This is a genomic window from Streptomyces sp. NPDC021020 (assembly GCF_044333285.1).
Classification (GTDB): domain Bacteria; phylum Actinomycetota; class Actinomycetes; order Streptomycetales; family Streptomycetaceae; genus Actinacidiphila.
This window is the reverse complement of sequence record NZ_JBIRQQ010000005.1, coordinates 466,710-490,358: the sequence shown is the minus strand read 5'-3', so window position 1 is coordinate 490,358 and position 23,649 is coordinate 466,710. Positions and strand designations below refer to the sequence as shown.

20 protein-coding genes are annotated in these 23,649 nt (G+C 73.9%); 10 read left to right on the top strand and 10 right to left on the bottom strand.

What is annotated here, in order from left to right; genetic code table 11:
* Positions 1-16: 16 nt before the first annotated feature.
* Positions 17-1,597 (bottom strand): methylmalonyl-CoA mutase, encoded by a 1,581-nt coding sequence (locus tag ACH4SL_RS17440; RefSeq protein WP_398446208.1) that lies wholly within the window; start codon positions 1,595-1,597, stop codon positions 17-19.
* Between the two features lie 321 nt (positions 1,598-1,918).
* Between ACH4SL_RS17440 and ACH4SL_RS17435 the strand changes: the two genes are divergently transcribed.
* The gene (locus ACH4SL_RS17435; RefSeq protein ID WP_398446205.1) at positions 1,919-2,809 is read left to right on the top strand and encodes a L,D-transpeptidase family protein; all 891 of its coding nucleotides are present in this window, start codon (positions 1,919-1,921) and stop codon (positions 2,807-2,809) included.
* A gap of 154 nt (positions 2,810-2,963) precedes the next feature.
* Here ACH4SL_RS17435 and ACH4SL_RS17430 read toward each other — a convergent pair whose 3' ends face one another.
* Complete coding sequence (locus tag ACH4SL_RS17430; RefSeq protein WP_398446203.1) at positions 2,964-3,953, bottom strand: hypothetical protein; 990 nt, start codon at positions 3,951-3,953, stop codon at positions 2,964-2,966.
* A 15-nt stretch (positions 3,954-3,968) separates the two neighbouring features.
* Positions 3,969-4,688 carry an RNA polymerase sigma factor gene (locus ACH4SL_RS17425; protein ID WP_398446201.1) on the bottom strand — a complete coding sequence of 240 codons (720 nt, stop codon included), beginning with the start codon at positions 4,686-4,688 and terminating at the stop codon, positions 3,969-3,971.
* A 175-nt stretch (positions 4,689-4,863) separates the two neighbouring features.
* Here ACH4SL_RS17425 and ACH4SL_RS17420 point away from each other — a divergent pair, with 175 nt between their 5' ends.
* From ACH4SL_RS17420 to ACH4SL_RS17395, 6 genes are all read left to right on the top strand, one after another.
* A complete protein-coding gene (locus ACH4SL_RS17420; RefSeq protein ID WP_398446199.1) occupies positions 4,864-5,658 on the top strand; it encodes a DUF4253 domain-containing protein in 795 nt (264 codons plus the stop codon).
* Between the two features lie 224 nt (positions 5,659-5,882).
* Positions 5,883-6,494 carry a 2-oxo-4-hydroxy-4-carboxy-5-ureidoimidazoline decarboxylase gene (locus tag ACH4SL_RS17415; RefSeq protein ID WP_398446197.1) on the top strand — a complete coding sequence of 204 codons (612 nt, stop codon included), beginning with the start codon at positions 5,883-5,885 and terminating at the stop codon, positions 6,492-6,494.
* Between the two features lie 50 nt (positions 6,495-6,544).
* On the top strand, positions 6,545-6,925 hold the full coding sequence (sdhC, locus tag ACH4SL_RS17410; RefSeq protein WP_398446194.1) for a succinate dehydrogenase, cytochrome b556 subunit: 381 nt from the start codon (positions 6,545-6,547) through the stop codon (positions 6,923-6,925).
* A gap of 3 nt (positions 6,926-6,928) precedes the next feature.
* The gene (locus ACH4SL_RS17405; RefSeq protein WP_398446192.1) at positions 6,929-7,408 is read left to right on the top strand and encodes a succinate dehydrogenase hydrophobic membrane anchor subunit; all 480 of its coding nucleotides are present in this window, start codon (positions 6,929-6,931) and stop codon (positions 7,406-7,408) included.
* 30 nt (positions 7,409-7,438) lie between these two features.
* Positions 7,439-9,196: a succinate dehydrogenase flavoprotein subunit gene (gene sdhA / locus ACH4SL_RS17400; protein ID WP_398446190.1), complete on the top strand. Its 1,758-nt coding sequence runs from the start codon at positions 7,439-7,441 to the stop codon at positions 9,194-9,196.
* On the top strand, positions 9,196-9,981 hold the full coding sequence (locus tag ACH4SL_RS17395; protein WP_398446188.1) for a succinate dehydrogenase iron-sulfur subunit: 786 nt from the start codon (positions 9,196-9,198) through the stop codon (positions 9,979-9,981). The genes sdhA and ACH4SL_RS17395 overlap by 1 nt, the downstream gene beginning before the upstream one ends.
* Positions 9,982-10,082: 101 nt before the next feature.
* On the opposite strand, the gene ACH4SL_RS17390 is transcribed toward ACH4SL_RS17395, so the two are convergent.
* Both ACH4SL_RS17390 and ACH4SL_RS17385 read right to left on the bottom strand, forming a co-directional pair.
* On the bottom strand, positions 10,083-12,533 hold the full coding sequence (locus tag ACH4SL_RS17390; RefSeq protein WP_398446186.1) for a DUF4132 domain-containing protein: 2,451 nt from the start codon (positions 12,531-12,533) through the stop codon (positions 10,083-10,085).
* Entirely contained in the window at positions 12,533-12,928 is a 396-nt protein-coding gene (locus tag ACH4SL_RS17385; protein WP_398446184.1) for a hypothetical protein, read from the bottom strand. The genes ACH4SL_RS17390 and ACH4SL_RS17385 overlap by 1 nt, the downstream gene beginning before the upstream one ends.
* Positions 12,929-13,124: 196 nt before the next feature.
* Here ACH4SL_RS17385 and ACH4SL_RS17380 point away from each other — a divergent pair, with 196 nt between their 5' ends.
* The 3 genes from ACH4SL_RS17380 to ACH4SL_RS17370 all read left to right on the top strand — a co-directional run bounded on the left by ACH4SL_RS17380 (position 13,125) and on the right by ACH4SL_RS17370 (position 18,226).
* Complete coding sequence (locus ACH4SL_RS17380) at positions 13,125-13,844, top strand: TetR family transcriptional regulator (RefSeq protein ID WP_398446182.1); 720 nt, start codon at positions 13,125-13,127, stop codon at positions 13,842-13,844.
* Positions 13,845-13,932: 88 nt separating this feature from the next.
* The gene (locus ACH4SL_RS17375) at positions 13,933-15,582 is read left to right on the top strand and encodes an FAD-dependent monooxygenase (protein ID WP_398446180.1); all 1,650 of its coding nucleotides are present in this window, start codon (positions 13,933-13,935) and stop codon (positions 15,580-15,582) included.
* A gap of 91 nt (positions 15,583-15,673) precedes the next feature.
* On the top strand, positions 15,674-18,226 hold the full coding sequence (locus ACH4SL_RS17370; protein ID WP_398446178.1) for a DUF4132 domain-containing protein: 2,553 nt from the start codon (positions 15,674-15,676) through the stop codon (positions 18,224-18,226).
* Here ACH4SL_RS17370 and ACH4SL_RS17365 read toward each other — a convergent pair.
* The 5 genes from ACH4SL_RS17365 to ACH4SL_RS17345 form a co-directional block, all read right to left on the bottom strand.
* On the bottom strand, positions 18,213-19,658 hold the full coding sequence (locus ACH4SL_RS17365; RefSeq protein ID WP_398446176.1) for a hypothetical protein: 1,446 nt from the start codon (positions 19,656-19,658) through the stop codon (positions 18,213-18,215). The genes ACH4SL_RS17370 and ACH4SL_RS17365 overlap by 14 nt on opposite strands.
* A 306-nt stretch (positions 19,659-19,964) precedes the next feature.
* Positions 19,965-20,237 carry a GlsB/YeaQ/YmgE family stress response membrane protein gene (locus tag ACH4SL_RS17360; protein ID WP_398446174.1) on the bottom strand — a complete coding sequence of 91 codons (273 nt, stop codon included), beginning with the start codon at positions 20,235-20,237 and terminating at the stop codon, positions 19,965-19,967.
* 40 nt (positions 20,238-20,277) lie between these two features.
* The gene (locus ACH4SL_RS17355) at positions 20,278-21,138 is read right to left on the bottom strand and encodes a carboxymuconolactone decarboxylase family protein (RefSeq protein ID WP_398446172.1); all 861 of its coding nucleotides are present in this window, start codon (positions 21,136-21,138) and stop codon (positions 20,278-20,280) included.
* Between the two features lie 116 nt (positions 21,139-21,254).
* On the bottom strand, positions 21,255-22,904 hold the full coding sequence (locus tag ACH4SL_RS17350; protein ID WP_398446170.1) for a sensor histidine kinase: 1,650 nt from the start codon (positions 22,902-22,904) through the stop codon (positions 21,255-21,257).
* A complete protein-coding gene (locus ACH4SL_RS17345; RefSeq protein ID WP_398446168.1) occupies positions 22,901-23,635 on the bottom strand; it encodes a response regulator transcription factor in 735 nt (244 codons plus the stop codon). The genes ACH4SL_RS17350 and ACH4SL_RS17345 overlap by 4 nt, the downstream gene beginning before the upstream one ends.
* Between the last annotated feature and the right edge of the window lie 14 nt (positions 23,636-23,649).

The following is a 23,649-nucleotide window of genomic DNA, read 5'->3' as shown; positions in this document are numbered from 1 at the left end:
GACGCGGGGGGAAGCCTCAGAACGTGTCGGACGGCACGTACGTCCCCCACACCGCGCGGAGCGCGTTGCACACCTCGCCCACCGTCGCGCGGGCGCGCAGCGCGTCCCGCATGGGATAGAGGACGTTGTCGGTGCCGCCCGCCGCCTTCTGGAGGGCGGCCAGCGCCGTGTCGACCGCGTCCTGGTCGCGTCCGGCGCGCAGCGCGGCCAGCCGCGCGGCCTGCTGGGCCTCGATGGCCGGGTCGACGCGCAGCGGCTCGTACGGCTCCTCCTCGTCGAGCTTGAAGCGGTTGACGCCGACCACGACGCGTTCCCCCGCGTCCGTCTCCAGGGCGATGCGGTAGGCGCTGCGCTCGATCTCGGACTTCTGGAAGCCGTGCTCGATCGCGGCGACCGCGCCGCCGAGCTCCTCCACGCGGGCCATGAGGTCGAGGGCCGCGGCCTCGACGTCGTCGGTGAGCTTCTCGACGACGTAGGAGCCCGCGAAGGGGTCGACGGTCGCCGTGACGTCCGTCTCGTACGCCAGCACCTGCTGGGTGCGCAGGGCCAGGCGCGCGGACTTGTCGGTGGGCAGCGCGATCGCCTCGTCGAAGGAGTTGGTGTGCAGCGACTGCGTGCCGCCGAGCACCGCGGCGAGGCCCTGCACCGCGACCCGTACGAGGTTGACCTCGGGCTGCTGCGCGGTGAGCTGGACGCCCGCGGTCTGGGTGTGGAAGCGCAGCATCAGCGACTTGGGGTTCTTCGCGCCGAACTCCTCGCGCATCACCTTGGCCCAGATCCGCCGGGCGGCGCGGAATTTCGCGACCTCCTCCAGGATCGTGGTGCGCGAGACGAAGAAGAAGGACAGCCGCGGCGCGAAGTCGTCCACGTCCATCCCGGCGGCGATCGCGGTGCGCACGTACTCGATGCCGTCGGCGAGCGTGAAGGCGATCTCCTGCGCGGGCGACGCGCCGGCCTCGGCCATGTGGTAGCCGGAGATCGAAATGGTGTTCCACTTCGGGATCTCGGCCTTGCAGTACGCGAAGATGTCGGCGATGAGCCGCAGCGACGGCTTGGGCGGGAAGATGTACGTCCCGCGCGCGATGTACTCCTTGAGCACGTCGTTCTGGATCGTGCCGGTGAGCTTGTCCGCCGGCACCCCCTGCTCCTCGCCGACGAGCTGGTAGAGCAGCAGCAGGAGCGCGGCGGGCGCGTTGATGGTCATCGACGTGGACACCTTGTCCAGCGGGATGCCGTCGAAGAGCACCCGCATGTCGTCGACGGAGTCGATCGCGACGCCGACCTTGCCGACCTCGCCGTGCGCGAGCGGCGCGTCGGAGTCGTGGCCCATCTGGGTGGGCAGGTCGAAGGCCACGGACAGGCCCATGGTGCCGTTGGCGATGAGCTGCTTGTAGCGCGCGTTCGACTCCGACGCGGTGCCGAAGCCCGCGTACTGCCGCATCGTCCAGGGCCGCCCGGTGTACATCGACGGGTAGACCCCGCGGGTGTACGGGTAGCCGCCCGGCTCGCCCAGCCGCTCGGCCGGGTCCCAGCCGGCCAGCGCCTCCGGGCCGTAGACGGGTTCGATCGGCAGGCCGCTCTCCGACTCGCGCGTCATGCTGCACGCCTCCGCGTTGCTCAGTGGCCGGAATGTCCGGGAAGCCGGAATGTCCGGAAGGACGAATGGACGGACAGGGGTGGGGTGGGGGTTTGCGGGCCGGGGGGAACCGGCGAAGTTACCGACACGGACTGTAGCGGCGGGCCCGCGCGGGACGCAGCGCCGCGAGCTGGGACCTTCCTCACAGTACGGAGTCCGCGGCCCGCAGCGGTGGAACCGTGCGCGCCGGAATCGTGTCTATGCGGGCACAACGGCTGATCAAGGGGATAACCAGCGATGTCGACAGGTACAGGCAGAGGAAGCAGCGGCAGACGACGGCGGATGTCGCTGCCCATGGCGACGGCGGTCGGAGCGGCGCTGGCCGCCGCGCTGCTGAGCGGGTGCGGCCCGGACGGCAGCGACGCGGAGGGCGAGCCGTCGGCGTCGGCCACGGCGTCGGCCGACCCGGCGGCCACCACGGACGCGCCCGCCACGACCGAGCCCGCCACCACCGCACCGCCCACCACGACGGCGGCGCCCACGACCACGGCGCCCAAGCCCTCGGACACCCCGACCACGAAGGCCCCCGCGAAGCCGGCCGCCCTGATGGCGTCGGGCCAGACCAGCGCGAAGGTCCGCGAGCTCCAGGCCCGGCTCGGCCAGCTGCACTTCTTCTCCCGCAACCCCACGGGCTACTACGGCACCGTGACCGAGCACGCGGTCAGCGACTTCCAGGAGCGGCACGGCCTGTCCGGCAGCGGCAGCAGCGTCACCCAGGCCACCTGGTCGAAGCTCACGGCGCTGACGCACACCCCGACGCACAAGGAGCTGTACCCGCCGGCCCCGGCCAAGCCCGCGCAGAAGCTGGACGCGCGCTGCATGACCGGCCGCGCGCTGTGCATCAGCAAGACCACCCGCAGCCTGTCGTGGGTCGTCGACGGCAAGGTGCAGGCCACCATGGACGTCCGCTTCGGGTCGCAGTACACGCCGACCCGCGAGGGCCTCTTCCACGTGAACTCCAAGAGCCGCGACCACGTCTCGACGATCTACCACACGTCGATGCCGTACGCGATGTTCTTCAGCGGCGGCCAGGCCGTGCACTACTCCTCGGACTTCGCCGCGCGCGGCTACGCGGGGGCTTCCCACGGCTGCGTGAACGTCCGCGACAAGGCCGCCATCGCCAAGCTCTTCGACGAGGTCGAGGTCGGCGACAAGGTCGTCGTCTACTGGTGACACGGCACGGCCGACAGCGCTGAGGAGCGCGGCCGGGCAGGGGGAATGCGCCCGGCCGCGCTCCGTGTCAAACCCCGGTACGGGGAGAACCGGGGTCATCGGGGCCGATGACCAGTCGGCCTTACTCCCTACAGCGCACGAACCGTCAGAAGTGTCACCTGCCCGGCGGGCGCGACGGGGAGCGGTAGCCGGGGCGGGTGGCGCGCGGCCCCGCGCTGCCCGGCGAGGAGACGCGTTCGCCCCAGGAATCCCAGCCGTCCCGTCCGGGCCCCGCGTCCCCGCCGGACGCGCCGCCTCTGCCGCCCCGGCCCTTTCCGCGGTCGTTGTCGCCGCCCTGGCCGCCGCCCTGGCCGTTGCCCTGGCCGTTGCCGCCGCCCTGCCCGCTGCCCCGCTCGTTGTCGTCGCCCTGGCCGCTGCCGCCCGTGCGGGAGCCGTTGCCCCTGCCGGTGGACGAGCCGGTGCGGCAGTGGTCGGCGGCGGGGTTGCGGCAGCCGCGGACGGTACGGCCCGTGTCGTGCTCGCGCTGCGGGCCGCCGGTCGAACGCGGCGCCGGGGAGCGGGTGACGGGGCCCGCGGTCCACGGGCCCAGCCGGCCGCCGTCGGGCGAGACGGCCGCGGGCGGGCGGGTCTCCAGCGGGCTGGTGCCCGCCCCGCCGGGGGTGAGGGAGCGGGCGGCGGCGGCCATCCCGACGACGACCCCGCCGAGCGCGAGCGCCGACACGACCGCGGCCGCCATCACCCGCGGCCGGCGTACCGCGAACGCGGCGCGCAGCGCGGCCAGCCGCCGGGGCCGCGGGGCCTCCCCGCCGGCGGCCCGTCCGGCGACCGCGCTGCGGAAGGCGGCGAGCGCGGCGGCCTCCCGGGCCGGGTCCAGCACGGGGCCCACCTCGCGGGCGGCGCTGAGCAGCCGCACCAGACGGTCGGCGGGCTCCCCGGCCGCCGCGGTGGCGGTGCCGCCGTCGAGCAGCGTCTCGGCCGTACGGGCGTCGGGCCAGTTCTGGCCCCGGGCGGCCGCCGGGCGGCGCTCGGAGCGCGGCACCGGGTAGACCGCCGGGCGGTGCTCGTACCGCCGGGCCCGGTAGGGGTGACGGGCCGGGTGGGGCAGGTCCGTGGATGCGGTGTCACGTCGCGCGTTGTCGCTCATCCCACTCCCTCACACTCACAGCGCCTTGGACGCGGAAAACGTCACATCCGCGTTCTGCCGGTCCGCCGGCCGCTGCCCGGGGACGCCGCGCCGGCCCTCCTCGCCGCCGCTCCCGTCGTCCTCGTCCCCCTCGCCGTCCCGGTAGCCCTTCCCGCCCCCTTCGTCGGTGTACTCCAGGATCTCGGCGAGCCGCCGCAGCCCGCGGTGAGTCGCCATTCTCACCGATCCGGCCCGTTTCCCGAGCACTCTTGCCGCACTGGTTGAATCGAGTCCCATCACCACCCGCAGCAGCACCGCTTCCGCCTGCTCCCGCGGCAGCGCCGCTATCGCCGAGAGCGCCCGGTCGGTCGCGACCGCGTCCAGCGCCTCGCCCGCGGTGTCCGACCGGTCCGGCATCTGCACCAGGTCGTCCACGCCGCCGCCCGCGACCGGCCGGCGGGCCCGCGCGCGGATGTGGTCCAGCGCGCGGTTGCGCGCGATCCGCGCCGCCCAGCCGCGGATCGACCCGCTGCCGCCGCGGTAGTTGGGCAGGTCGCGGGCTATCTGCAGCCACGCCTCGGACGCGACGTCCTCGGCCTCGCCCGGACCGACCAGGCTGCGCACGTAGTTGAGCAACTGCGGCTGCACAGCGCGGTAGACGGTACGGAACGCCCCTTCGTCGCCCTGCTGCGCCGCACTGACCGCGGCCTCCAGAGACTCCGGCAGTTCCACGTCCGGCCCCACCCCCTCGAACACACGGCCAATCCTGCCTCATACGGGCCTGTGACACTTTTGGTCTGGGATACGCCGTACAAGTCGGCGGCCGGGGACGCTCCTGTGGGGGGAGGCGGCCCCCGGCCGTCGTCACTCGTAACACCTGCCCGGGTGCGCGCCGCGCATCCGGGCGCGCGCCACGGAGGAGCCCGCCGCCATGCATGTGGACCGCCTCCCCGACGGCCTCCCCCCGGGCCGGGTGGTGGCCGGATCCGCCCCGGGTCTGTGGATGAGCCACGAACCCGTCGTCGCGCCCGGGCGGTTATGGACGTCCTGCCACCGCCAGCACCGCCGCACCGGCTGGTATCCGGTGCTGATGGCGTGGCCCTGCGGGCACGGCAACGGGCAGGGGCCCGAGGAGGTCGCCGCTGTCGACGTCGCCGAGTCCCTGCGCGACTCCTGGCAGTCGTACGAGCTGAGCCGGGCGGCGCGGCCGGTGCTGTGGCCCCCGCGCGGGCGGTCGGGCCCCGACTCGACGGCGGGTGCCGGGCAGGGCGCGGGGCTCCGGGTGCCGTACGGCGCGTGGCCGGGGCTCGCGGCGGCGTCGGAGCCGCACGAGGGGCCGTCGCCGGACGCGGTGGCGCGGGTCGCGGTCGGGCAGATGCTGCACTACTTCACGACGCGCTTCGTGGCCTATGTCGCGCTCGTCCAGGTGGCGCGCAGCGCGGACATCCCCGCCGCCGTGGGCTGGGAGGCCGACGCGCCCGCGCTGGAGCTGTCCGCGCTGCTGCGCACCTGGGAGGACCGCTTCGGGGCGCGCGTCATCGGCTTCGAGGGCGCCTCGCTCTTCGTGTCGGTGGCCTCGCCGCCGCTCGCGTCGCGACACGCCGCGCATGTGGCGCTGGAGCACGTCCTGACGGGGGCGACCAACCTGAACGACGGCGCTTTCCCGTTCGCCGAGTACGCGGAGGCGCTGCGGGGCGAGCGCCTGTGGTCGTTCTGGTGGGACTGAGGTCGTTCGGACTGGACCGACAGGTGGGGCGCCGGGCCGCCGCGCGGCGTACGCGTCAACCGGAGGTGACACGAGAGGCCCGAACGGGTGAAGTTCGGATATCCGCCTGCCGTGTTCGAAGAGGTCCCGCCTAGAGTGGACTTCCGCCGTAGGGCCGCCCCGTTCACTCTCCTGGAGCCCCGCTGCTGTCCAGCGACCCCGCCTCCGAGGCCGTCACGCCTTCCGTGCCGGCCCCGCTCGCCGCTCCTGCCGCCGCGCCGTCGCCGCTCTCCCGCTTCAACGGGGCGCCGGTCACCGCCGCGGAGGCCGCGCTGCTGGCGTGCTGCGGCAGCCACCGGTGGGCCCGCCGGCTCGCGGCCCACCGCCCGTACCCGACCGTCGACGCCCTGCTGGCGGCCGCGGAGGAAGCGGCGTACGACCTGACCTCGGCCGATCTCGCCGAGGCGCTGGCCGCCGAGCGGCCCGCCGCGCTCGCCGACCGCGGCGGGCTCAGCGTGCACACCGCGCTGCGGGCCGCGCACGCCCACTACGAAGCGAAATTCGGCCACGCCTTCATCCTCGCCCTCGACGAGCGCGCCGCCGCCGACCCGGCCACCGCGCTCGACCAGACCCTCCTCAGCCTGCGGATCCGTCTCGGGCACGACACGGACGAGGAGTCGGTGGTCACCGCGGAGCAGCTGCGCGGCCTGTGCCGGGCCCGGCTGCTGCGTGCGTTCGAGCCGTCGCGTTCACCCGACCGTGCGGGATCGCTCACACCTGGCCCACCCCGCCGTCCCGAGGCCGGATCACGTCGCTACGATGGCCGGGGCCGGTGGACCGTACCCGGCCGGGCGTGACCGACACACTGGCCGGCACCCCCTCGCCCCGCTCCCGGAGGGTTTTTTCCGTGCCGGCAGGAACGCTGTACCGCGGCCGGGAAGGCATGTGGTCCTGGGTGGCTCACCGAGTCACCGGTGTCCTCATCTTCTTCTTCCTGTTCGTCCACGTCCTCGACACCGCACTCGTGCGCGTCTCCCCCGAGGACTACGACAAGGTCGTATCGACCTACAAGACCCCGATCGTCAGCCTGCTGGAGTACGGCCTCGTCGCCGCGATCCTCTTCCACGCCCTCAACGGCCTGCGGATCATCGCGGTCGACTACTGGACCCAGGGCCCGCGGTACCAGAAGCAGATGCTGTGGACGGTGCTCGGCGTGTGGATCCTGCTGATGCTCGGCGCGATCTACCCCGTCCTCGGCCACGCCGCACGAGTCCTGTGGGGGAACTGAGCCATGTCCGCTGACATCTCCGACGCCGTCGAACTGACCGGTTCCAGCGTCGCCCCGTACAGCCCCGCGAATCCGGCGCCGGTCATCGAGCCGCCGCGGGCCCGCACCTCGCGCACCCCGCGCGCCACCCGCACCAACTTCGAGCTGTACGGCTGGCTCTTCATGCGGCTGTCCGGCGTGGTGCTCGTGGTGCTGGTGCTCGGCCACCTGCTGATCCAGCTGGTCCTGGACGGCGGTGTGCAGAAGGTCGGCTTCGCCTTCGTCGCCGGCCGCTGGTCCTCGCCGTTCTGGCAGTTCTGGGACCTGGCCATGCTGTGGCTGGCCATGCTGCACGGCGGCAACGGTCTGCGGACCGTCATCAACGACTACGCCGAGCAGGCCAACACCCGCGTCTGGCTCAAGACGCTGCTGTACACCGCGGTGGTCTTCACCATCGCGCTCGGCTCGCTGGTGATCTTCACCTTCGACCCGAACATCCGCTGAGCCAGGGCTGGGACAGGGAAAGCGACCCCAATGCAGATCCACAAGTACGACACCGTCATCGTCGGCGCGGGCGGCGCCGGTATGCGCGCCGCCATCGAGGCCACCAAGCGCTCCCGCACCGCCGTCCTGACCAAGCTCTACCCCACGCGCTCCCACACCGGCGCCGCCCAGGGCGGCATGGCCGCGGCCCTCGCGAACGTCGAGGAGGACAACTGGGAGTGGCACACCTTCGACACGATCAAGGGCGGTGACTACCTGGTCGACCAGGACGCCGCCGAGATCCTGGCGAAGGAGGCCATCGACGCGGTCCTCGACCTGGAGAAGATGGGCCTGCCGTTCAACCGGACGCCCGAGGGCCGGATCGACCAGCGGCGCTTCGGCGGCCACACCCGCAACCACGGCGAGGCCGCGGTCCGCCGGGCGTGCTACGCCGCCGACCGCACCGGTCACATGATCCTCCAGACGCTGTACCAGAACTGCGTCAAGGAGGGCGTGGAGTTCTTCAACGAGTTCTACGTCCTGGACCAGCTCCTCACCGAGGTCGACGGCGTCAAGCGGTCGGCCGGCGTGGTGGCGTACGAGCTGGCGACCGGCGAGATCCACGTCTTCCAGGCGAAGGCCGTCATCTACGCCTCCGGCGGCACCGGCAAGTTCTTCAAGGTGACCTCCAACGCGCACACCCTCACCGGCGACGGCCAGGCCGCCGTCTTCCGCCGCGGGCTGCCACTGGAGGACATGGAGTTCTTCCAGTTCCACCCGACGGGCATCTGGCGCATGGGCATCCTGCTCACCGAGGGCGCCCGCGGCGAGGGCGGCATCCTGCGCAACAAGGACGGTGAGCGCTTCATGGAGAAGTACGCGCCCGTCATGAAGGACCTCGCCTCGCGCGACGTCGTCTCCCGCGCGATCTACACCGAGATCCGCGAGGGCCGCGGCTGCGGCCCCGAGGGCGACCACGTCTACCTCGACCTCACGCACCTGCCGCCGGAGCAGCTGGACGCCAAGCTGCCGGACATCACCGAGTTCGCGCGCACCTACCTGGGCATCGAGCCGTACACCGACCCGATCCCGATCCAGCCCACCGCGCACTACGCCATGGGCGGCATCCCCACCAACGTGCAGGGCGAGGTGCTGTCCGACAACACCACGGTGGTGCCGGGCCTGTACGCGGCCGGCGAGGTGGCGTGCGTGTCCGTGCACGGCGCGAACCGGCTGGGCACCAACTCGCTGCTGGACATCAACGTCTTCGGCCGCCGCTCCGGCATCGCCGCCGCGGAGTACGCGCACGCCAACGACTACGTGCCGCTGCCGGACAACCCGGCCGAGAAGGTCGTGGAGCTCGTCGAGCACCTGCGCGAGTCCACCGGCACCGAGCGGGTCGCCGACCTGCGGCGCGAGCTGCAGGAGTGCATGGACGCCAATGTGATGGTCTTCCGCACCGAGCAGACCATCAAGACCGCGGTCGAGAAGATCGGCGAGCTGCGCGAGCGCTACCGCAACGTCTCCGTGCAGGACAAGGGCCGGCGCTTCAACACCGACCTGCTGGAGGCCGTCGAGCTGGGCAACCTGCTGGACCTGGCCGAGGTCATGGCCGTGTCCGCGCTCGCCCGCAAGGAATCCCGCGGCGGCCACTACCGCGAGGACTTCCCCAACCGCGACGACGTCAACTTCATGCGGCACACGATGGCCTACCGCGAGTTCGACCCGGCCACCGGCGCCGAGACGATCCGCCTGGACTACAAGCCGGTCGTGCAGACCCGCTACCAGCCGATGGAGCGTAAGTACTGATGAGCACCCCGAGCACTCCGACGCTCGACGGCGGGCATTCCGCGGCCCTGGACGCCGCCGAGGCCGGCGCGTCCCACCTGGTCACGATCACCCTGCGGGTGCGCCGCTTCAACCCCGAGGTCGCGGACCACGCCGAGTGGGTCGACTACCAGATCCCGATCGACCCCAAGGAGCGCGTCCTGGACGCGCTGCACAAGGTCAAGTGGGAGATCGACGGCACCCTGACCTTCCGCCGCTCGTGCGCGCACGGTGTGTGCGGCTCCGACGCGATGCGGATCAACGGGCGCAACCGGCTCGCCTGCAAGACCCTGATCAAGGACGTCGACCCCACGAAGCCCATCACGATCGAGCCCATCAAGGGCATGACCGTGCTCAAGGACCTCGTGGTCGACATGGACCCGTTCTTCCAGGCCTACCGGGACGTCATGCCCTTCCTGGTGACCAAGGGCAACGAGCCCACCCGGGAGCGGCTGCAGTCCGCCGAGGACCGCGCGCGCTTCGACGACACCACCAAGTGCATCCTGTGCGCGGCGTGCACGTCGTCCTGCCCGGTCTTCTGGAACGACGGCCAGTACTTCGGCCCGGCCGCCATCGTCAACGCGCACCGCTTCATCTTCGACTCGCGTGACGAGGGCGGGGAGCAGCGGCTGGAGATCCTGAACGACAAGGACGGCGTCTGGCGCTGCCGCACGACCTTCAACTGCACCGACGCGTGCCCGCGCGGCATCGAGGTGACGAAGGCGATCGCGGAGGTCAAGCGGGCGCTGATCACCCGGCGGTACTGAGCTTTTCCGGCTGCTGCTGTTCTTCCCGGCCCCTGGGCGCGCGGTGCGCCCGGGGGCCGGGGCTTTTCTGTGTGTGCGGCCTTTTCACCGCCGGGTCCCTGTCACAGCTGGCTCAGGATCGTCGGGTCGGTGATCTCGGTGTCGCGCGCCAGCAGCAGGGCCTTGCTGAGGATGAGGCCGAGCGTGCGATCGCCGTCGAAGGGCAGATATCCGGCGTCGGAGGGCTTGGCCGCGCCGGGCACGATGCACAGGTAGCGGTCCTGCGGGGCGATGAGGATGTTGCCCGAGCCGAGATGGATGCGGTACGTGTGCCGGTCGCCGCGGACGTGCAGGAAGCGCCCCTCGATCGTGTACCGCTCGGCTGTCGCGAGCCGCGGGAGGAGCCGGGCGAGGACGTCGCGGCGGCCCTGCGCGGACACGGTCAGCTCGCCGAAGCCGTATCTGTGCCAGTAGTCGCGGTAGCGGCCGTCCGGACCGCCGTCCTGCCACAGCGGGTCGTTGCCGACGCTCGTGACGCCCACGAAGAGGTCCACGTCGCGCAGCACCTCGCTGAGCACCAGCGGTGGGATCTCCTCCAGCGGCAGCGCCCCGTCCCCGGGCGCCGGGGTGCCGCGGCGGTCGGGGCGGTAGCCGCCACCGCCCGCGTGCGCCCAGTTGCCGGGCGCGCCGATGCGGTGGAAGCGGACCTGGTCGGTCGTCAGATGGAGGTAGCTGCCCGGGCCGGTGATGTCGTGGACATCCGCCCCCTCGATCCAGAACTCCGCGCGCAGCCCCCACGCGGGCAGCTCGCGTACGGCGGGCGGATACGTGTCGTCCACCGCCAGCCGCAGCTTGCTGCTCCAGCCGCGGACGGCGGCCAGCGACTGGAACTGGTGCTGGCGCAGGACGTGCGCGGCGAAGCGGTTGGAGTACGTGGCCGTGCGGCGCTCGGCGTCGGTGAGCAGATACACCTCGCGGTGGGCCTGCTTGAACGGCTGGGTGACGCCGTGCCGCTCCAGCCAATCCCGCCAGGCCATGACCTCGGCGACCTCCCGGCCGACCGGGTGCCACAGCTCGACGCTCCCGCCGGTGGTGACGGGCGCGCCGTCGAGGGTGTGCAGCTCGCCGTCGGCGAAGCCGCAGGCCCGGCCGTCGACCGTCCACAGCAGGCGGCGGGCGAGGGTGCCGACCAGCGGGTGGTCGAGGACGCGCTCGCGCCAGGCGGCGTACGCCCACCGGCGGCGGGCCAGGAACTGCCGGTCCAGCCGCTCGGACTGGGCGCCGAGCATGCGGTCGACGTCCTTGGCGGCGGCCTTGAGTTCCGCGACCTCCTCCGGGTGGTCGCGCCGCACCGCCGCCGGGACGCCCTTGACCTGCTTGCCCGCCGCGTTGCGCCACGTCAGGACGGCTTTCCCGGCGTGTACGGCCAACTCGCCGTGCGCGTGCGGGCGCAGCCCGACCTCGGTGAGCCCGTAGGCCGGGACCGCCAGCTCCTCGATCTCCTCCCTGCTGAGGCCGAGCGCCTCGGCCCGCTCCTCCAGGGCGCGGTCGATCTGCTTGAGCGTGCCGCGGAAGGTGACGCGGGCGGCGAGCCGCGCCAACTCGCCGAGCGCCGCCTCACCCTCGCAGCGGGCCAGCGCCGTCACCCCGGCGTTGGCGAGCTTGGGGTTGCGCGGCCCGTGGCCGGGGACCTTGCGCAGGCACCCGTCGACGAGGGAGCCGAGCGCGCGCGGGACCGCCGGGTGCGGCGGGAGGAGCGCGAGCGTCCAGGCGAGCCCGCGCAGGGCGTTGGCGTTGTAGGCGTCGATCAGGGCGTTGGGGTCGGCGGCGAAATGTTCGGGATCGGTGAAGGGGACCGTCCTGGGCCGCCCCGCCATGCCGAGCCAGGCGGTCGCCTTGTCCCGAACCGCGTCCGCGCCGATCCGGTCGACCAGGGCGCGGGCTTCCTTCTCCCAGCGGGCGGTGGGGCGGGCCGAGGTGGCGGTGGCGGCGTGCCGCAGCAGCAGCGTCCAGGGCTCGCCGAGCAGCGCGGCGGTCGCGAGCGCGTCGTCCGACCAGGCCTCGCCGGGGTTGACCGGCGGGTCGGGGAGCTTCTTGAGCAGGGTCGCGTACTCCGGGGGCGCGTAGCCGGCGAGCACACTGCGGCGCAGCAGGGCGACCGCTCCGGCGGGCACCGCGCGGCCCGCGGTGATCTCGGCCCGGGCCAGCACGTCGATCCCGTGGTCGTACCAGGCGACGCTGAGTCCGCCGTGCTCCGCGAGCCGGGCGGCGCGCTCCTCCGCGAGCGGGTCGAGGCCCGTGCCGCGCGCGGCGAGGACGATGACCGTCAGGAGCCTCTGCCGGTCGTCGGCATCGGCGGGCGGCCGGTCGGCATAGCCCGCCGCCAGAGCCTCCACCAGGGCGCGGCGCTGCTCGGGGGCCAGCGTGTCGACGGCGGCCAGCATCTTCGCGGCTCCGGAGGTGCTCGGGCCGGCCGTGACCCAGGCGTTCCTGAGCCGCTGGGCCAGGGCGCCCATGTCCCCGGCGGCGACCAGCCCGCGCACCGCCACCACGTGCTCCCCCATGGCGGCCATCAGCCACCCACCAGCGGCACGAGCTTGAGGAAGACGGCCTCCGCCGTGCCCGAGGAGATGTCGACCTCCTCGTCCAGGTCCTCTATCTGGCGGTCGGCGACGAGCAGCAGGAAGCCGTTGCGCCCGAAGGCCTCGACGGCCAGCTCGAACTGCCGCTCGGCGTCCAGCCGGCGCGGGGTGCGCAGCCGGTAGCCGTTCAGCGTGCGCTCGGCGTCGGTCGGCTGGACCAGGCCCTGGAAGAGGCCGGGCTGCTTCGCGTTGTACTCCGCCACCTCCTGGAAGACCCGGCGCCTGATCAACTCGCGGGCGCTGACGCGCTCCTCCACGAATTCCAGCCCCCAGGAGTCGCGGTTCTCCCCTGATGTCGTCTCGTCGACGAAGGTCACCATTCCCATGACCGCGAGCGTAGGGGCGACCACTGACAGCGGCGGCGCCGCGGCCGAATCGAGTGGGCGCGGGCCGAAGGTCGGATAATCTTGCCGGATCGGAAAAGTTTTCCACAGGGCAGGTTTTCCGGATCGGAAAGAATTGCTAGCTTGGTGGTCACGGGGAGGATGGAGAGCGGAGAACGGAGAGCGAGGGGGCGGACCGGTGGACGGACAGGCGGAAGGGCTCGCGGGTGAGCCCGCGCGGGGGCTCACGGACGAGCAGGCGGACGGGCAGCCGGGCGGCGAGCAGGCGGCGGGGCTGCGCGAGCGCAAGAAGCAGCAGACGCGGCGGGCGCTCAGTGAGGCCACGATCGCGCTCGCGGTCAAGCGGGGGTGGGCGAATGTGCGGGTCGAGGACATCGCCGCGGCGGTGAACGTCTCGGAGCGCACGTTCCGCAACTACTTCTCGGGCAAGGCGGAAGCGGTCGCGGCGACGCATCTGGACCGGATGGCGCGGGTCGCGCGGGCGGTCGGCGAACGGCCCGCGGTGGAGCCGCTGTTCGAGGCCATAGGGACGGCCCTGCGGTTCGAGTTCGCACCCGAGGACAGCGCGGCGCACCAGCAGCGGACACCCCGGCGGCAGCACCGGGAGGCGATATGGGAGGTGCTGACCGAGCCCGCCGTGCAGGCCGAGGTCATGCGCGCCGACCAGGCCGCGCAGGGCGTGCTGGCCGAGGCGATAGCGGCGCGGACGGGTACGGACGCGGTGGCCGACCTCTATCCGAAGCTGGTCGCCTCCGCGGTCGGCGCCGCGATGGGCGCGACGCTGGCCCACTGGCTGCGGGCCGATCCCCCGGTCCCGCTGGCCCCGTTGATAGACGAGGCCCTGCACCACCTGCGGACGGGCCTGTCCTCGCCGGACGGCGCCCCCGCGGAGAGCTGACGCCCGCGGCGTGAAGCCGCTGGGCCGCACCGGTCGACGACCGGAGAAACGACAACCGTGCGTGGAGAGCTGGGAGGAGTGCGTCCTGATGACCGGGAAGATTGCGGGCGAAGGGGCCGAAAGGAACGTGTCGGCCGAGGATGTCGTGATCGTGGGCGGCGGGCCCGCCGGGCTCATGCTGGCCGCCGAGCTGGGGCTGCTCGGAGTGCGGCCGCTGGTGCTGGAGAAGCTTGCGGAGCCGGGGCGCGAGCCGAAGGCCAACGGCCTGGTGGGCCAGGTGGTGCAGGCGCTGGATCGACGCGGGCTGAGCGAGCCGCTGACAGGTGAGCCGGGGGCGCCGCGGCCCAACACCACGGGCTTCATGTTCTCCGGGATGCCGCTGGATCTGAGCCTGCTCCAGGAGAGCCCCGTCTACACGGTGGCGGTGCCGCAGCAGCGGATCGCGCAGGTGCTGGAGGAACGCGCGCGCGAGCTGGGCGCCGAGATACGCACCGGCCACGAGGTGGTGGGCCTGGTCCTGCGGGAGGACGGGGTCGAGCTGAAGGTGTCGGGCCCGGCGGGGGTCTACGAGCTGCGGACGCGTTACGCCGTCGGGGCCGACGGTGCGCACAGCCCGACCCGCAAGCTCGCCGGGATCGGCTTCCCCGGGGTGACGTACGACCGCTCGGTGGGGCGCCATGCGCATGTGTCCCTGCCCCCGGGGTGGGCGGACGCGGCGGGGCTGCGGGTGCCGGGCGTGGGGACGGTGCCGCCCTTCCTGCCGCTGCGCACCGAGCGGGGGGCCTTCACCTGGGCGCCGCTGCCCGGCCGGCCGCCGCTGGTGGCCACCACCGAGTGGGAGCCGGTGGAGGGCGACGAGCCGATGAGCCTGGAGGAGATGCGGGCGAGCACGGCCCGGGTGCTCGGGGCGGAGATCCCGTGGGAGGCGCCGGAGGGCGAGGGCCCGCATGTGCTGCGGCGGCTCAAGGGCGGCAACACACGGGTGGCGGAGCGGATGCGGGAAGGACGGCTCTTCCTGGTCGGGGACGCGGCCCATGTCTACGCCTCCGGCGGCGGCCCGGGCCTCAACGCCGGGCTCCAGGACGCGGTCAATCTCGGGTGGAAGCTGGCGGCGGCCCTCGCGGGCACCGCGCCCGAGGGCCTGCTGCGGAGCTACGACACCGAACGCGGCGCCGCGGCCCGCCGCACCCTGGTCTCCGCGCAGGCCCAGCACGCCCTGCACATGCCGGGCAGCGATGTGGACGTGCTGCGCCAGCTGATGGGCGAGCTGCTGCGGGACGCGTCGGCGGTGGCGCGGGTGGCCGCGCTGATAGCCGGTTCCGACCTGCGCTACGAGATGGGCGGTCCGGCGGGCGGCTCGGGTGGCCCGGGGGGCGGTCCGGCGGGTGGGCATCCGCTGCTGGGCGGGTTCGTGCCCGATGTGCCGCTGGTGACGGCCGAGGGGCAGGTGCGGCTGGCCGAACTGGCGCGGAGCGGGCGCCCGTTGCTGCTGGATCTGACGGAGGGAGCAGCGGCGGCGCGGGTGGCCGAGGGCTGGGCCTCGGAAGGGACGGCGGAAGGCGCCGCGGGGGTGGACGTGGTGCGGGCGTCGGTCCGGCCGCCGGGTGCGGCGCCCTTCACGGCAGCGCTGATCCGGCCGGATTCCTATGTGGCGTGGGTGAGTTCGGCGGCGGAGCCCACCTCGGAGGAGCTGGCGGAGCTGCGCGCGGCGGGAGGGCGGTGGTTCGGCGTGGCGTAGGCCGCGGGCCCGGGTGTCGGTGGGGTTGCCTACTCTGCTGACCGTCGGAGGACGGCGCCCCTGCCGGGGCCCGGGCGCAGGGGTGGGGCGGATGGCGATATTGCTGGCGGCGCGGCTGGACGCGGCGGTGGGGCGGGACGACAAGGAGGGGGTGCACGGGCGGGAGTTCGCCGACACGGAGGTGGGGCGGCTGGTGCTGGGCCTTCCCGAGCCCGAGCAGCGCAGGGCGGCGCTGCATCTGCACGGGAGGCTGCGCAGGCCCGGGCGGGAGAAGGCGGCCGAGGCGGCGGTGCTGGCGCTCGCGGAGATGCCGTTGCGGTGGGCGCCGGAGCAGGTCCAGGAGCTGCTGGGGCGGATCCTCGCGGACCCGGGGGATCTGCGGACACGGTCGCGCGGGGCGCTCGTCCTGGCGGTGGCGGCCCTGGAGTCGGCGGACGGGGAGGCAACGGCCGGGTGGCGCAAGGAGGTCGAGGCGCTGGGGCGGTGGTTGCAGGTGCTGGACGCGCCGTCCGCGGTGCAGCAGGAGCTGCTGCGCCGGTTGGACGGCCTGCTCCCGCCGGACGGCTCGGGCCTGCACTGGTCGGTGCTGGACGACGACGACGCGTACGGGCCGCGGATGCGGGCGGAGCACGCCGGGCTGCTGGCGTCGCCGGGGGTGCCGGAGCTGCTGGCACATTGCGTGACGCTGCAGCAGGTCAGGGCCGGGGTGCGGTGGCGGGCTCGGGCGGCGGAGCTGGTCGGGGCGGCGCCGCGCGGGGCGGAGGCGGTCCGGGAGCTGGTGGCCGCGTTCGCCGCCCAGCCGGAGGGGCGGTACGTGATGCGCTGGAGCTACGGCGAGCAGGGCCGGTCCCGCGGGCTGACCGGCCGGGCGAACACCTGCCTGGTGCGGGGCCTGCTGTGGACGCTGGCCGGGCTCGTGCCGGAGGAGGCCGCGGGCGAGGAGGTGGTGCGGCTGCTCGGGGAGTGCGCGCGGCACGCCGGGACGGGGATCGGCGGCAGGGGCGGCGAGTCGCGCAACGAGCAGGTGGCGAACACCGCGGTGGCGGTGCTGGCCGGGTTCGACGGCGACCTGGGCGCTCACGCGGTGGGCGAGCTGGCCTCGTTGCGGGACAAGGTGCGCAACCGGACGGTGCTCAAGGGGGCCGAGCGGGCGCAGCGGGAGATCGGGGGGCGGGCGGGGCTGGCGCCGTCGCAGTTGCGGGAGCGGGCGGTGCCGACGGCGGGGCTGGACGGGGAGCACCGGCGGGAGGTGGCGCTGCCGGACGGTTCGACGGCGGTGCTGGCGGTGGACGCGGCGGGGAAGGCGTCGCTGGCGTTCGTGACGGCGGCGGGGCGGCGGGTCGCGGCGCCGCCCGCGTCGGCGAAGCGGGAGGCGGCCGGTGAGGTGGCGGGGCTGCGGGAGGAGCTGAAGGGGCTGCGCAAGCTGCTGGCGGCCGAGCGGCTGCGGCTGGAGGAGCTGCTGGCGTCCGGGGCGAGCTGGAGCGGCGCGCAGTGGCAGCGCTGGTACGCCGACCACCCGGTGGTCGGGGCGCAGGCGAAGGCCCTGCTGTGGGAGGTGCGCCCGGCGGACGCGCCGGGGCGGCCGGAGGGGCCCGGGGAGGACGGCTGGCGGGCGGGCCTGCCGGAGCGGGCCGGTGCCGGGTGGGTGCTGGCGGGGGCGGACGGCACGGCGGTCCCGGTGGGCGCCGCCGACCGGGTGCGGATGTGGCACCCGCTGCGGGCGGAGGTCTCGGAAGTGGCCGCGTGGCGGACGGAGGTGACGGGGCGGGAGCTGCGGCAGCCGTTCAAGCAGGTCTTCCGGGAGATCTACCCGCTCACCCCCGCGGAGGAGGCGACCGGCGGCTACTCCAACCGCTTCGCGGCGCAGGTGCTGCGCTTCGGGCAGGCCCGTTCGCTGATGGCGGCGCGCGGCTGGTCGGCGACGCACCTGGGCTTCTGGGACGGCGGCTACGAGGGCGAGGCGGTGCGGGTGGTGCCCGCGGCCGGTCCGGTGGAGTGGCGGGCGCGCTTCGACTACCAGCTGGTCGAGGAGACCCGGGCGCTGTCGGGCCTGGGGGATCTGTGCTCCACCAACCGGGTGCGGTTCGAGCGGCAGGCGGCGGGCGCCAAGGCGTGGGTGCCGGTGGCGCTGGTGGAGGTGCCGCCGCTGGTGCTGAGCGAGGCGCTGCGCGATGTGGACCTCTTCGTGGGCGTGGCCTCGATCGCGGGCGATCCGGACTGGCGGGACGCCGCGGAGGGGCGGCTCGCCGGGCGGTGGCACGAGGCGGCCTTCGGGGAGCTGCCGCCGTCCGCCGAGATGCGCGGGGAGGCGCTGGCCCGGCTGCTGCCGCGGACCAGGATCGCCGACCGGGTGGAGCTGGCCGGGCGCTTCCTGCGGGTGCGCGGCGACCGGGCGACGTACCGCATCCACCTGGGCTCGGGCAATGTGCTGGTCGAGCCGCACGACGCCTATCTGTGCATCGTGCCCGCCCGGCCGCAGGGTGCGGCCGGGCGGGTCTTCCTGCCCTTCGAGGAGGACGGCGGCATGCTGGCGGTGGTGCTGTCCAAGGCGTTCCTGCTGGCGGACGACGCGTCGATCACCGACCCGACGATCACCCGCCAGCTGCCGCCGGTCGGGGCGGAGGCGGCGGTCAGCGGCGGGTGATGCGCAGCACTCCGGTCTCGGTGCCCTGGTAGAGAGTGCCGTCGGGGGCTGTCGTGCCGGTCATCTGGAGCGGGTTGTAGAGCAGGCCGAGGCCGATGGCGGAGGTCTTCACGGCCGCGCCCGTCGCCGGGTCGAGGGCCGCGTAGGAGTAGGCGGCGAAGGTGTTGGAGCCGATCACGTCGGTCGGGCCGCTGACGGTGAGGGTGTAGACCAGGCCGTCGCCGACCGACAGCCGGGGCAGCGCCGCCGACTTGACGGTGCTGTTCCACACCACGTGGCAGCCGCCGCCGTCGGCGTCCACGTCGATCCGGCTCAGGCCGCCGTCGAAGCTCGCGGAGGACGGGACGCTGGGCGGGGCGCCGTCCGGGAGGGCTGGGTAGGCGTAGCCGAAGGTGTTGGTGACGATGACGCTGCTGCCGCTGGCGATGACGGCGTCCTCGGTGCCGCTCTGGGCGTACTGGGTGAGGACGGGCGTGGTGCACACCGGGGCGGGGCCGTCGGCGACGCGGTAGACGAGCAGGTTCTCGTGCGGGGCGGCGTTGTCGGTGATGGTGACGTATTCGGTGCCGTCGCCGGGGCCGAAGAAGCTCGGGGTGGCGCCGGTGCCCCAGGTGAGCTGGCCGGGCTTGCGGCCGGGGCCGCGGTCGTAGGGGGCGCGCCACTCGACCACGGGTGTGCCGTCGGCGGTCTCGTCCAGCAGGTAGAGGGCGTGGTCGGTGGCCACGGCGGTGTGGCCGGGCACGGTGGAGATGCTGTTGCCGATGCCCTCCCCCGTGCTGAGGGTGTGCACCGCGCCGGTCGTGGTGTCGGCGGTGCCGATGACGCCGCCCGCGCTCGCGAACCACACCCGGCCGTCCCAGCCGGGGCTGAGGCCGACGATGGCGTCCCCCGCGGGCAGCGCGGCGGCCAGCGAGGTGGACTGGTCGACCGTCAGCTTCCAGCTGCCGCCCTGCTGGTGGTGGCCGATGCGCAGCAGGTTGTCGTCGCCGTCCACGACGACGAGCGCGCCGGACTGGTCGAGGTAGGCGTAGACGCCGCCGAAGAGGCTGCCCTTGGGCAGGGCGAGGGAGGCGAGGTCGCCGCCCGTCGCCGGGTCGAGCAGGTGCACGGTCGGGGTCTGGCCGAAGATCGTGGTGCACAGCGTGACGGGGTAGCCGTCCGCGCCGATGACGACGGTGGGGCAGGCCGACGCCAGCGCCGTACGGCTCCAGTTGACGGAGCCCGTGCCGGGTCCGGCGTACGGGGTGGTGTCGCTCGACGCGCTGTCGCCGTGCATGGTGGCGGTGCCGTTCGGCGCGGTGGCCGGGTTCTGCGGCGGCAGCGGGCCGAAGCCGGGGGTCGCGGCGGAGGCCGTGGCGGTGGCGGTGAGCGCGGCGACGGCGGCGGTCGCCAGCGCCGTCAGCAGGCGGCGGCGCGGGGCGTGCGGACGCATGAGCGGGGTCCTTTGCGGCAGGGTCGGATGCCCGGCGGCCGCACGCGGTCACGCAGCGCTGCGGAGAAAGGGGTGTGCGGGGCCGCCCGGCAGGAAGCAGGAGGGAAGGAAGCGGCCCTCGTACGGACCCTCGTACGGACGAGGAGTCGGAACGGGGAGGGGGCCGCGTCAGCTGACGCGGCGACACCCGGTGGTGGTGGCGCGGCCGTGGTCCACATGGCGGCGGCTCACCAGCAGGGTCATGACATCGAGACTAGCGATGCCGTCCCCGGCTGTCGATGCCGCCGCCCGGCCCCGGAAGGGCCCTCAGCGGCGGGCGCGCGAGTCGCCGAAGAGGATGCGGTAGGCGATGAGCAGGACGAGCGAGCCGCCGATCGCCGCCACCCACGTCCTGCCGTCGAAGAAATGGTGGGGCACCGGCTTGTCCCACAGTTTCGCCGACAGCCAGCCGCCGAGGAAGGCGCCGACGACCCCGATCAGGGTGGTGCCGATGAGCCCGCCCGGGTCGCGGCCCGGCAGGATGATCTTGGCGATGGCGCCCGCGAGCAGTCCCAGTACGATCCATCCGATGATGCCCATAGTGGCCACTTGCCCCTGAACCGGGGTCACACACCTGCGGTCACTCCCCTGCCGTATCCGCCGCGTCCGCCGCGTCCCGCTCGGCGAAGATCTCCCGGGCCGCCGCGACGCCGTTGAGGGCCGCGGGGAATCCCGCGTATCCGGCGAGCTGCGTGAGCAGGGCGACGATCTCCTCGCGGGTGCCGCCGACGTTGAGGAACGCCCGCAGGTGGACGCGCAGTTGCGGGCCCGCCGTGCCGAGCGCGGTGCACATCGCGACGCTGGCCAGCTCGCGGGTGTGCAGATCCAGGCCGGTGCGGGCGTAGACGTCGCCGAAGACGTACTCGACCAGGTAGCGGCCGAGGTCCGGGGCGATGTCCGCGAGCGAGTCGACGACGTGCGGGCCCGCCGGGCCGTCCACCGCGCGCAGCAGGTCCAGGCCGCGCGCGTACCGGTCCCGCCCGTCCTCCGGCTCCGACGCGGTCTGCTCCGCCTCTTCCGCACCGCGTGCCGCGAAGACCTCGCGGGCCGCGGCCAGCGCGTTGAGGGCGGCCGGGAATCCGGCGTAGACGGTCGTGTGGATGAAGGTCTCGACGATCTCCCGCCGCGTGCAGCCGACGTTGAGGGCCCCGGCGATGTGGAAGCGCAGCTGCGGCGCCGCGTTGCCGAGGGCGGCGAGCGCCGCGACGGTGCCGATCTGCCGCTGCCGCGGGGTCAGTCCGGGCTGCGACCAGATGTCGCCGTAGCCGAACTCGACGGTGAAGCGCGCGAGGTCGGGCGCGATCTCGGCGACCGGGTCGAGGACGGCGTTGTGCTCGCTGCCCGTGACGAGCCGGAGTGCGGCCAGGCCGCGGGCGTAGCGGTCGTCGTCGCGGTCCCGGTCGCCGGGGCGGGGTGCGTGAGCTGCGGTTCCGTGGGTCATGACCATGACGCTACGAGTTGGAGTCCGCTCCAACGCAAGCCGCGTTTCCGCGGGCGTTTCCGCGCTCCCGCCCCAGCGCCCCGCCCGGCCCGCCTCAGCGCCCCGCCCGGCCCGCCTCAGCGCCCCGCGCGGCCCGACTCGACCGCGACCGGCGCGGTACGCCCGGGTGGCGGCGGCGCGCCCGGCAGGCTGACCCGCACCGTCAGCCCCGCGCCCGGCGCCGTGTCCAGCCGCACCGTCCCGTGGTGGGCCTGGACGACTGCGTGCACGATCGCCATGCCCAGCCCCGCCCCGCCCGTGTCGGGGGCACGCTCCGGGTCGGCCCGGAAGAAGCGGTCGAAGGCGCGCTCGGCGTCGCGCGCGTCCAGGCCCGGCCCGGCGTCGCTCACCCGCAGCCGCACCCCGCGCGTGCTGCCGCGCACCTCGACGACGAGCGGCGCGTCCGGCGGCGTGTGCACCCGCACATTGCTGAGCAGGTTGCCCACGACCTGCCGCAGCCCCGCCTCGTCGCCGAGCGCCCACACCGAGCACCCGGCGCCCGGCCCCCCGGGCTCCGGGAGCAGCAGCGTGACCGGGCGTCCGGGCTGCTGCGCGGCCAGGTCGGCGGCGGCGTCCCGGACCAGCGCGCACAGGTCGACCGGCTGGAAGTCCAGCTCGGGGCGCTCCTCCAGCCGGGCCAGCGCGAGGAGTTCGTCAACCAGGCGGCTCATCCGGGCGGCCTCCGCGGAGACCCGGCGCAGCGCCCGCTCCTTGTCGTCGGCGTCGAGCATGCCCTTCTCGTACAGCTCCAGATAGCCCTGCACGGACGCCAGCGGGGTGCGCAGCTCGTGCGAGGCGTCGGCGAGGAAGTGCCGGAGCTGGGCGGTGGCGCGCTCGCTCTCGGTGACGGCGGTCTCGATCTGCTGGAGCATCGCGTTGAGGGCGGTGCTGAGCTGCTGCACCTCGCTGGAGCCGTACCGCCCGGTGGCGATCCGCCGCGACAGATCGCCCTCGGCGATGGCGGAGGCGGTCTCCACCATGGCCTCCAGCGGGCTCAGCCGCCGCCGGGCCGAGGTCAGCGAGCCGACCGCGAGCAGCGCCAGCAGCACGAACCCGGCGACGAACTCCCAGCCCAGCAGCTTGTGGATGGCCCGCTCCACACCGCTGTAGCGCATGCCCTGCACGACCATGCTGCCGTCGCCGAGCCGGGTGACGACGACCCGGTAGTCCGTCCCAGCCGCCCGCACGTTGACGGCCCTTCCGGTACGGGCCAGCTCCGCGGGGTCGGGCAGGGCCGCGGTCACGTCGGCGCGGACGCGGTTGTCGGTGCCCATGCCGTTCTCGCACACGGTGGAGTTGCGGCCGTCGGGGTCGAGGACGACGAAGAGGTCCTGCTTGAAGGCCTTGGCGAAGGGCAGCCCGCCCCCGCCGTCGTCCCCGTCGTGGCCGGTCTGCAGGATCGTCGCGAGCGTGCACAGCTGCTGGAGGCCGTTCGCCGTGACCGGGGTGCTGCGCAGCGAGCGCTGCGACTCGCTCAGGGTGTGGTCTATCTCGCTGCCCAGCACCATGTCGGTGGCCATGACACTGAAGGCCGCGGTCGCGAGCAGCCCGAGCGCGACGAAGGCGACGTTCGCGAGCGTGAGCCGCGCGCGCAGCGTCTTGGGCCCCGGCAGCAGCCGCCCTTTGCCGCACAGCACCCCGCCCGTCTCCCCGGCCGCCTCGCGCGACTTGCGGGTCGACTCCGCCGCGGCCCACGCGAAGGCCCACGGCAGCAGCCGCTTGCTCATGCGCCCTCGACCGCCCGCAGCCCGTAGCCGACGCCACGCCGGGTCTCTATCAGCGGCGGGCCCAGCCGGTCGAGCTTGCGCCGCAGGTACGAGATGTACGTCTCGACGACCGTGGACGGCACCACCGTGTCGTACTGCCAGACGTGCTGGAGCAGCTGCTCCTTGGAGACGATCCGCCCCGAGTTGCGCAGCAGGTGCCGCAGCAGGTTGTACTCGGTGGGCGTCAGCTCGACGGGCTCGCCGGAGCGGCGTACCGAGTACGTCGCCTCGTCCATCTCCAGGTCGCCGTGCCGCAGCACCCGGTCCGCGACGCCCGTGGTGCGGCGGGTACGGCGCAGCACCGCGTGCACGCGCGCGACGACCTCGTCGACGCCGAAGGGCTTGGTGATGTAGTCGTCGCCGCCCAGCGCGAGCCCGGCGACGACGTCGCGCGGCGCGTCCCGCGCGGTGACGAAGATGACGGCGAGGTCGTCGCCCGCGCCGTCCCGCCCGGCCGGGTGCTCGGCGCGCAGCGCGCGGCACAGCTCCCAGCCGTTGCCGTCGGGCAGCATCACGTCGAGCAGCACGAGGTCGGGGCGGTGGGCGCGGACCGCGGCGAGGGCCTCCCTGCGGGTGGCCGCGCAGTGCACGGTGAAGCCGTTGTAGGTCAGCGTGATGCGCAGGATGTCCGCGATGCCCGGCTCGTCCTCGACGACGAGCACGGTGGGAGCCGTACCGACAGCTGTCTCCATGCGTCAAGTATCCG

Bases quoted from the DNA above. Each gene is read 5' to 3' on its own strand.
- ACH4SL_RS17405 (WP_398446192.1), top strand. From the start codon at position 6,929: ATGTCCGCTGACATCTCCGACGCCGTCGAACTGACCGGTTCCAGCGTC.
- ACH4SL_RS17420 (WP_398446199.1), top strand. From the start codon at position 4,864: ATGCATGTGGACCGCCTCCCCGACGGCCTCCCCCCGGGCCGGGTGGTG.
- ACH4SL_RS17375 (WP_398446180.1), top strand. From the start codon at position 13,933: ATGACCGGGAAGATTGCGGGCGAAGGGGCCGAAAGGAACGTGTCGGCC.
- ACH4SL_RS17365 (WP_398446176.1), bottom strand. From the start codon at position 19,658: ATGCGTCCGCACGCCCCGCGCCGCCGCCTGCTGACGGCGCTGGCGACC.
- ACH4SL_RS17435 (WP_398446205.1), top strand. From the start codon at position 1,919: ATGTCGCTGCCCATGGCGACGGCGGTCGGAGCGGCGCTGGCCGCCGCG.
- ACH4SL_RS17350 (WP_398446170.1), bottom strand. From the start codon at position 22,904: ATGAGCAAGCGGCTGCTGCCGTGGGCCTTCGCGTGGGCCGCGGCGGAG.
- ACH4SL_RS17345 (WP_398446168.1), bottom strand. From the start codon at position 23,635: ATGGAGACAGCTGTCGGTACGGCTCCCACCGTGCTCGTCGTCGAGGAC.
- ACH4SL_RS17385 (WP_398446184.1), bottom strand. From the start codon at position 12,928: ATGGGAATGGTGACCTTCGTCGACGAGACGACATCAGGGGAGAACCGC.
- ACH4SL_RS17395 (WP_398446188.1), top strand. From the start codon at position 9,196: ATGAGCACCCCGAGCACTCCGACGCTCGACGGCGGGCATTCCGCGGCC.
- ACH4SL_RS17370 (WP_398446178.1), top strand. From the start codon at position 15,674: ATGGCGATATTGCTGGCGGCGCGGCTGGACGCGGCGGTGGGGCGGGAC.
- ACH4SL_RS17355 (WP_398446172.1), bottom strand. From the start codon at position 21,138: ATGACCCACGGAACCGCAGCTCACGCACCCCGCCCCGGCGACCGGGAC.
- ACH4SL_RS17390 (WP_398446186.1), bottom strand. From the start codon at position 12,533: ATGGCCGCCATGGGGGAGCACGTGGTGGCGGTGCGCGGGCTGGTCGCC.
- ACH4SL_RS17360 (WP_398446174.1), bottom strand. From the start codon at position 20,237: ATGGGCATCATCGGATGGATCGTACTGGGACTGCTCGCGGGCGCCATC.
- sdhA (WP_398446190.1), top strand. From the start codon at position 7,439: ATGCAGATCCACAAGTACGACACCGTCATCGTCGGCGCGGGCGGCGCC.
- ACH4SL_RS17440 (WP_398446208.1), bottom strand. From the start codon at position 1,597: ATGACGCGCGAGTCGGAGAGCGGCCTGCCGATCGAACCCGTCTACGGC.
- ACH4SL_RS17430 (WP_398446203.1), bottom strand. From the start codon at position 3,953: ATGAGCGACAACGCGCGACGTGACACCGCATCCACGGACCTGCCCCAC.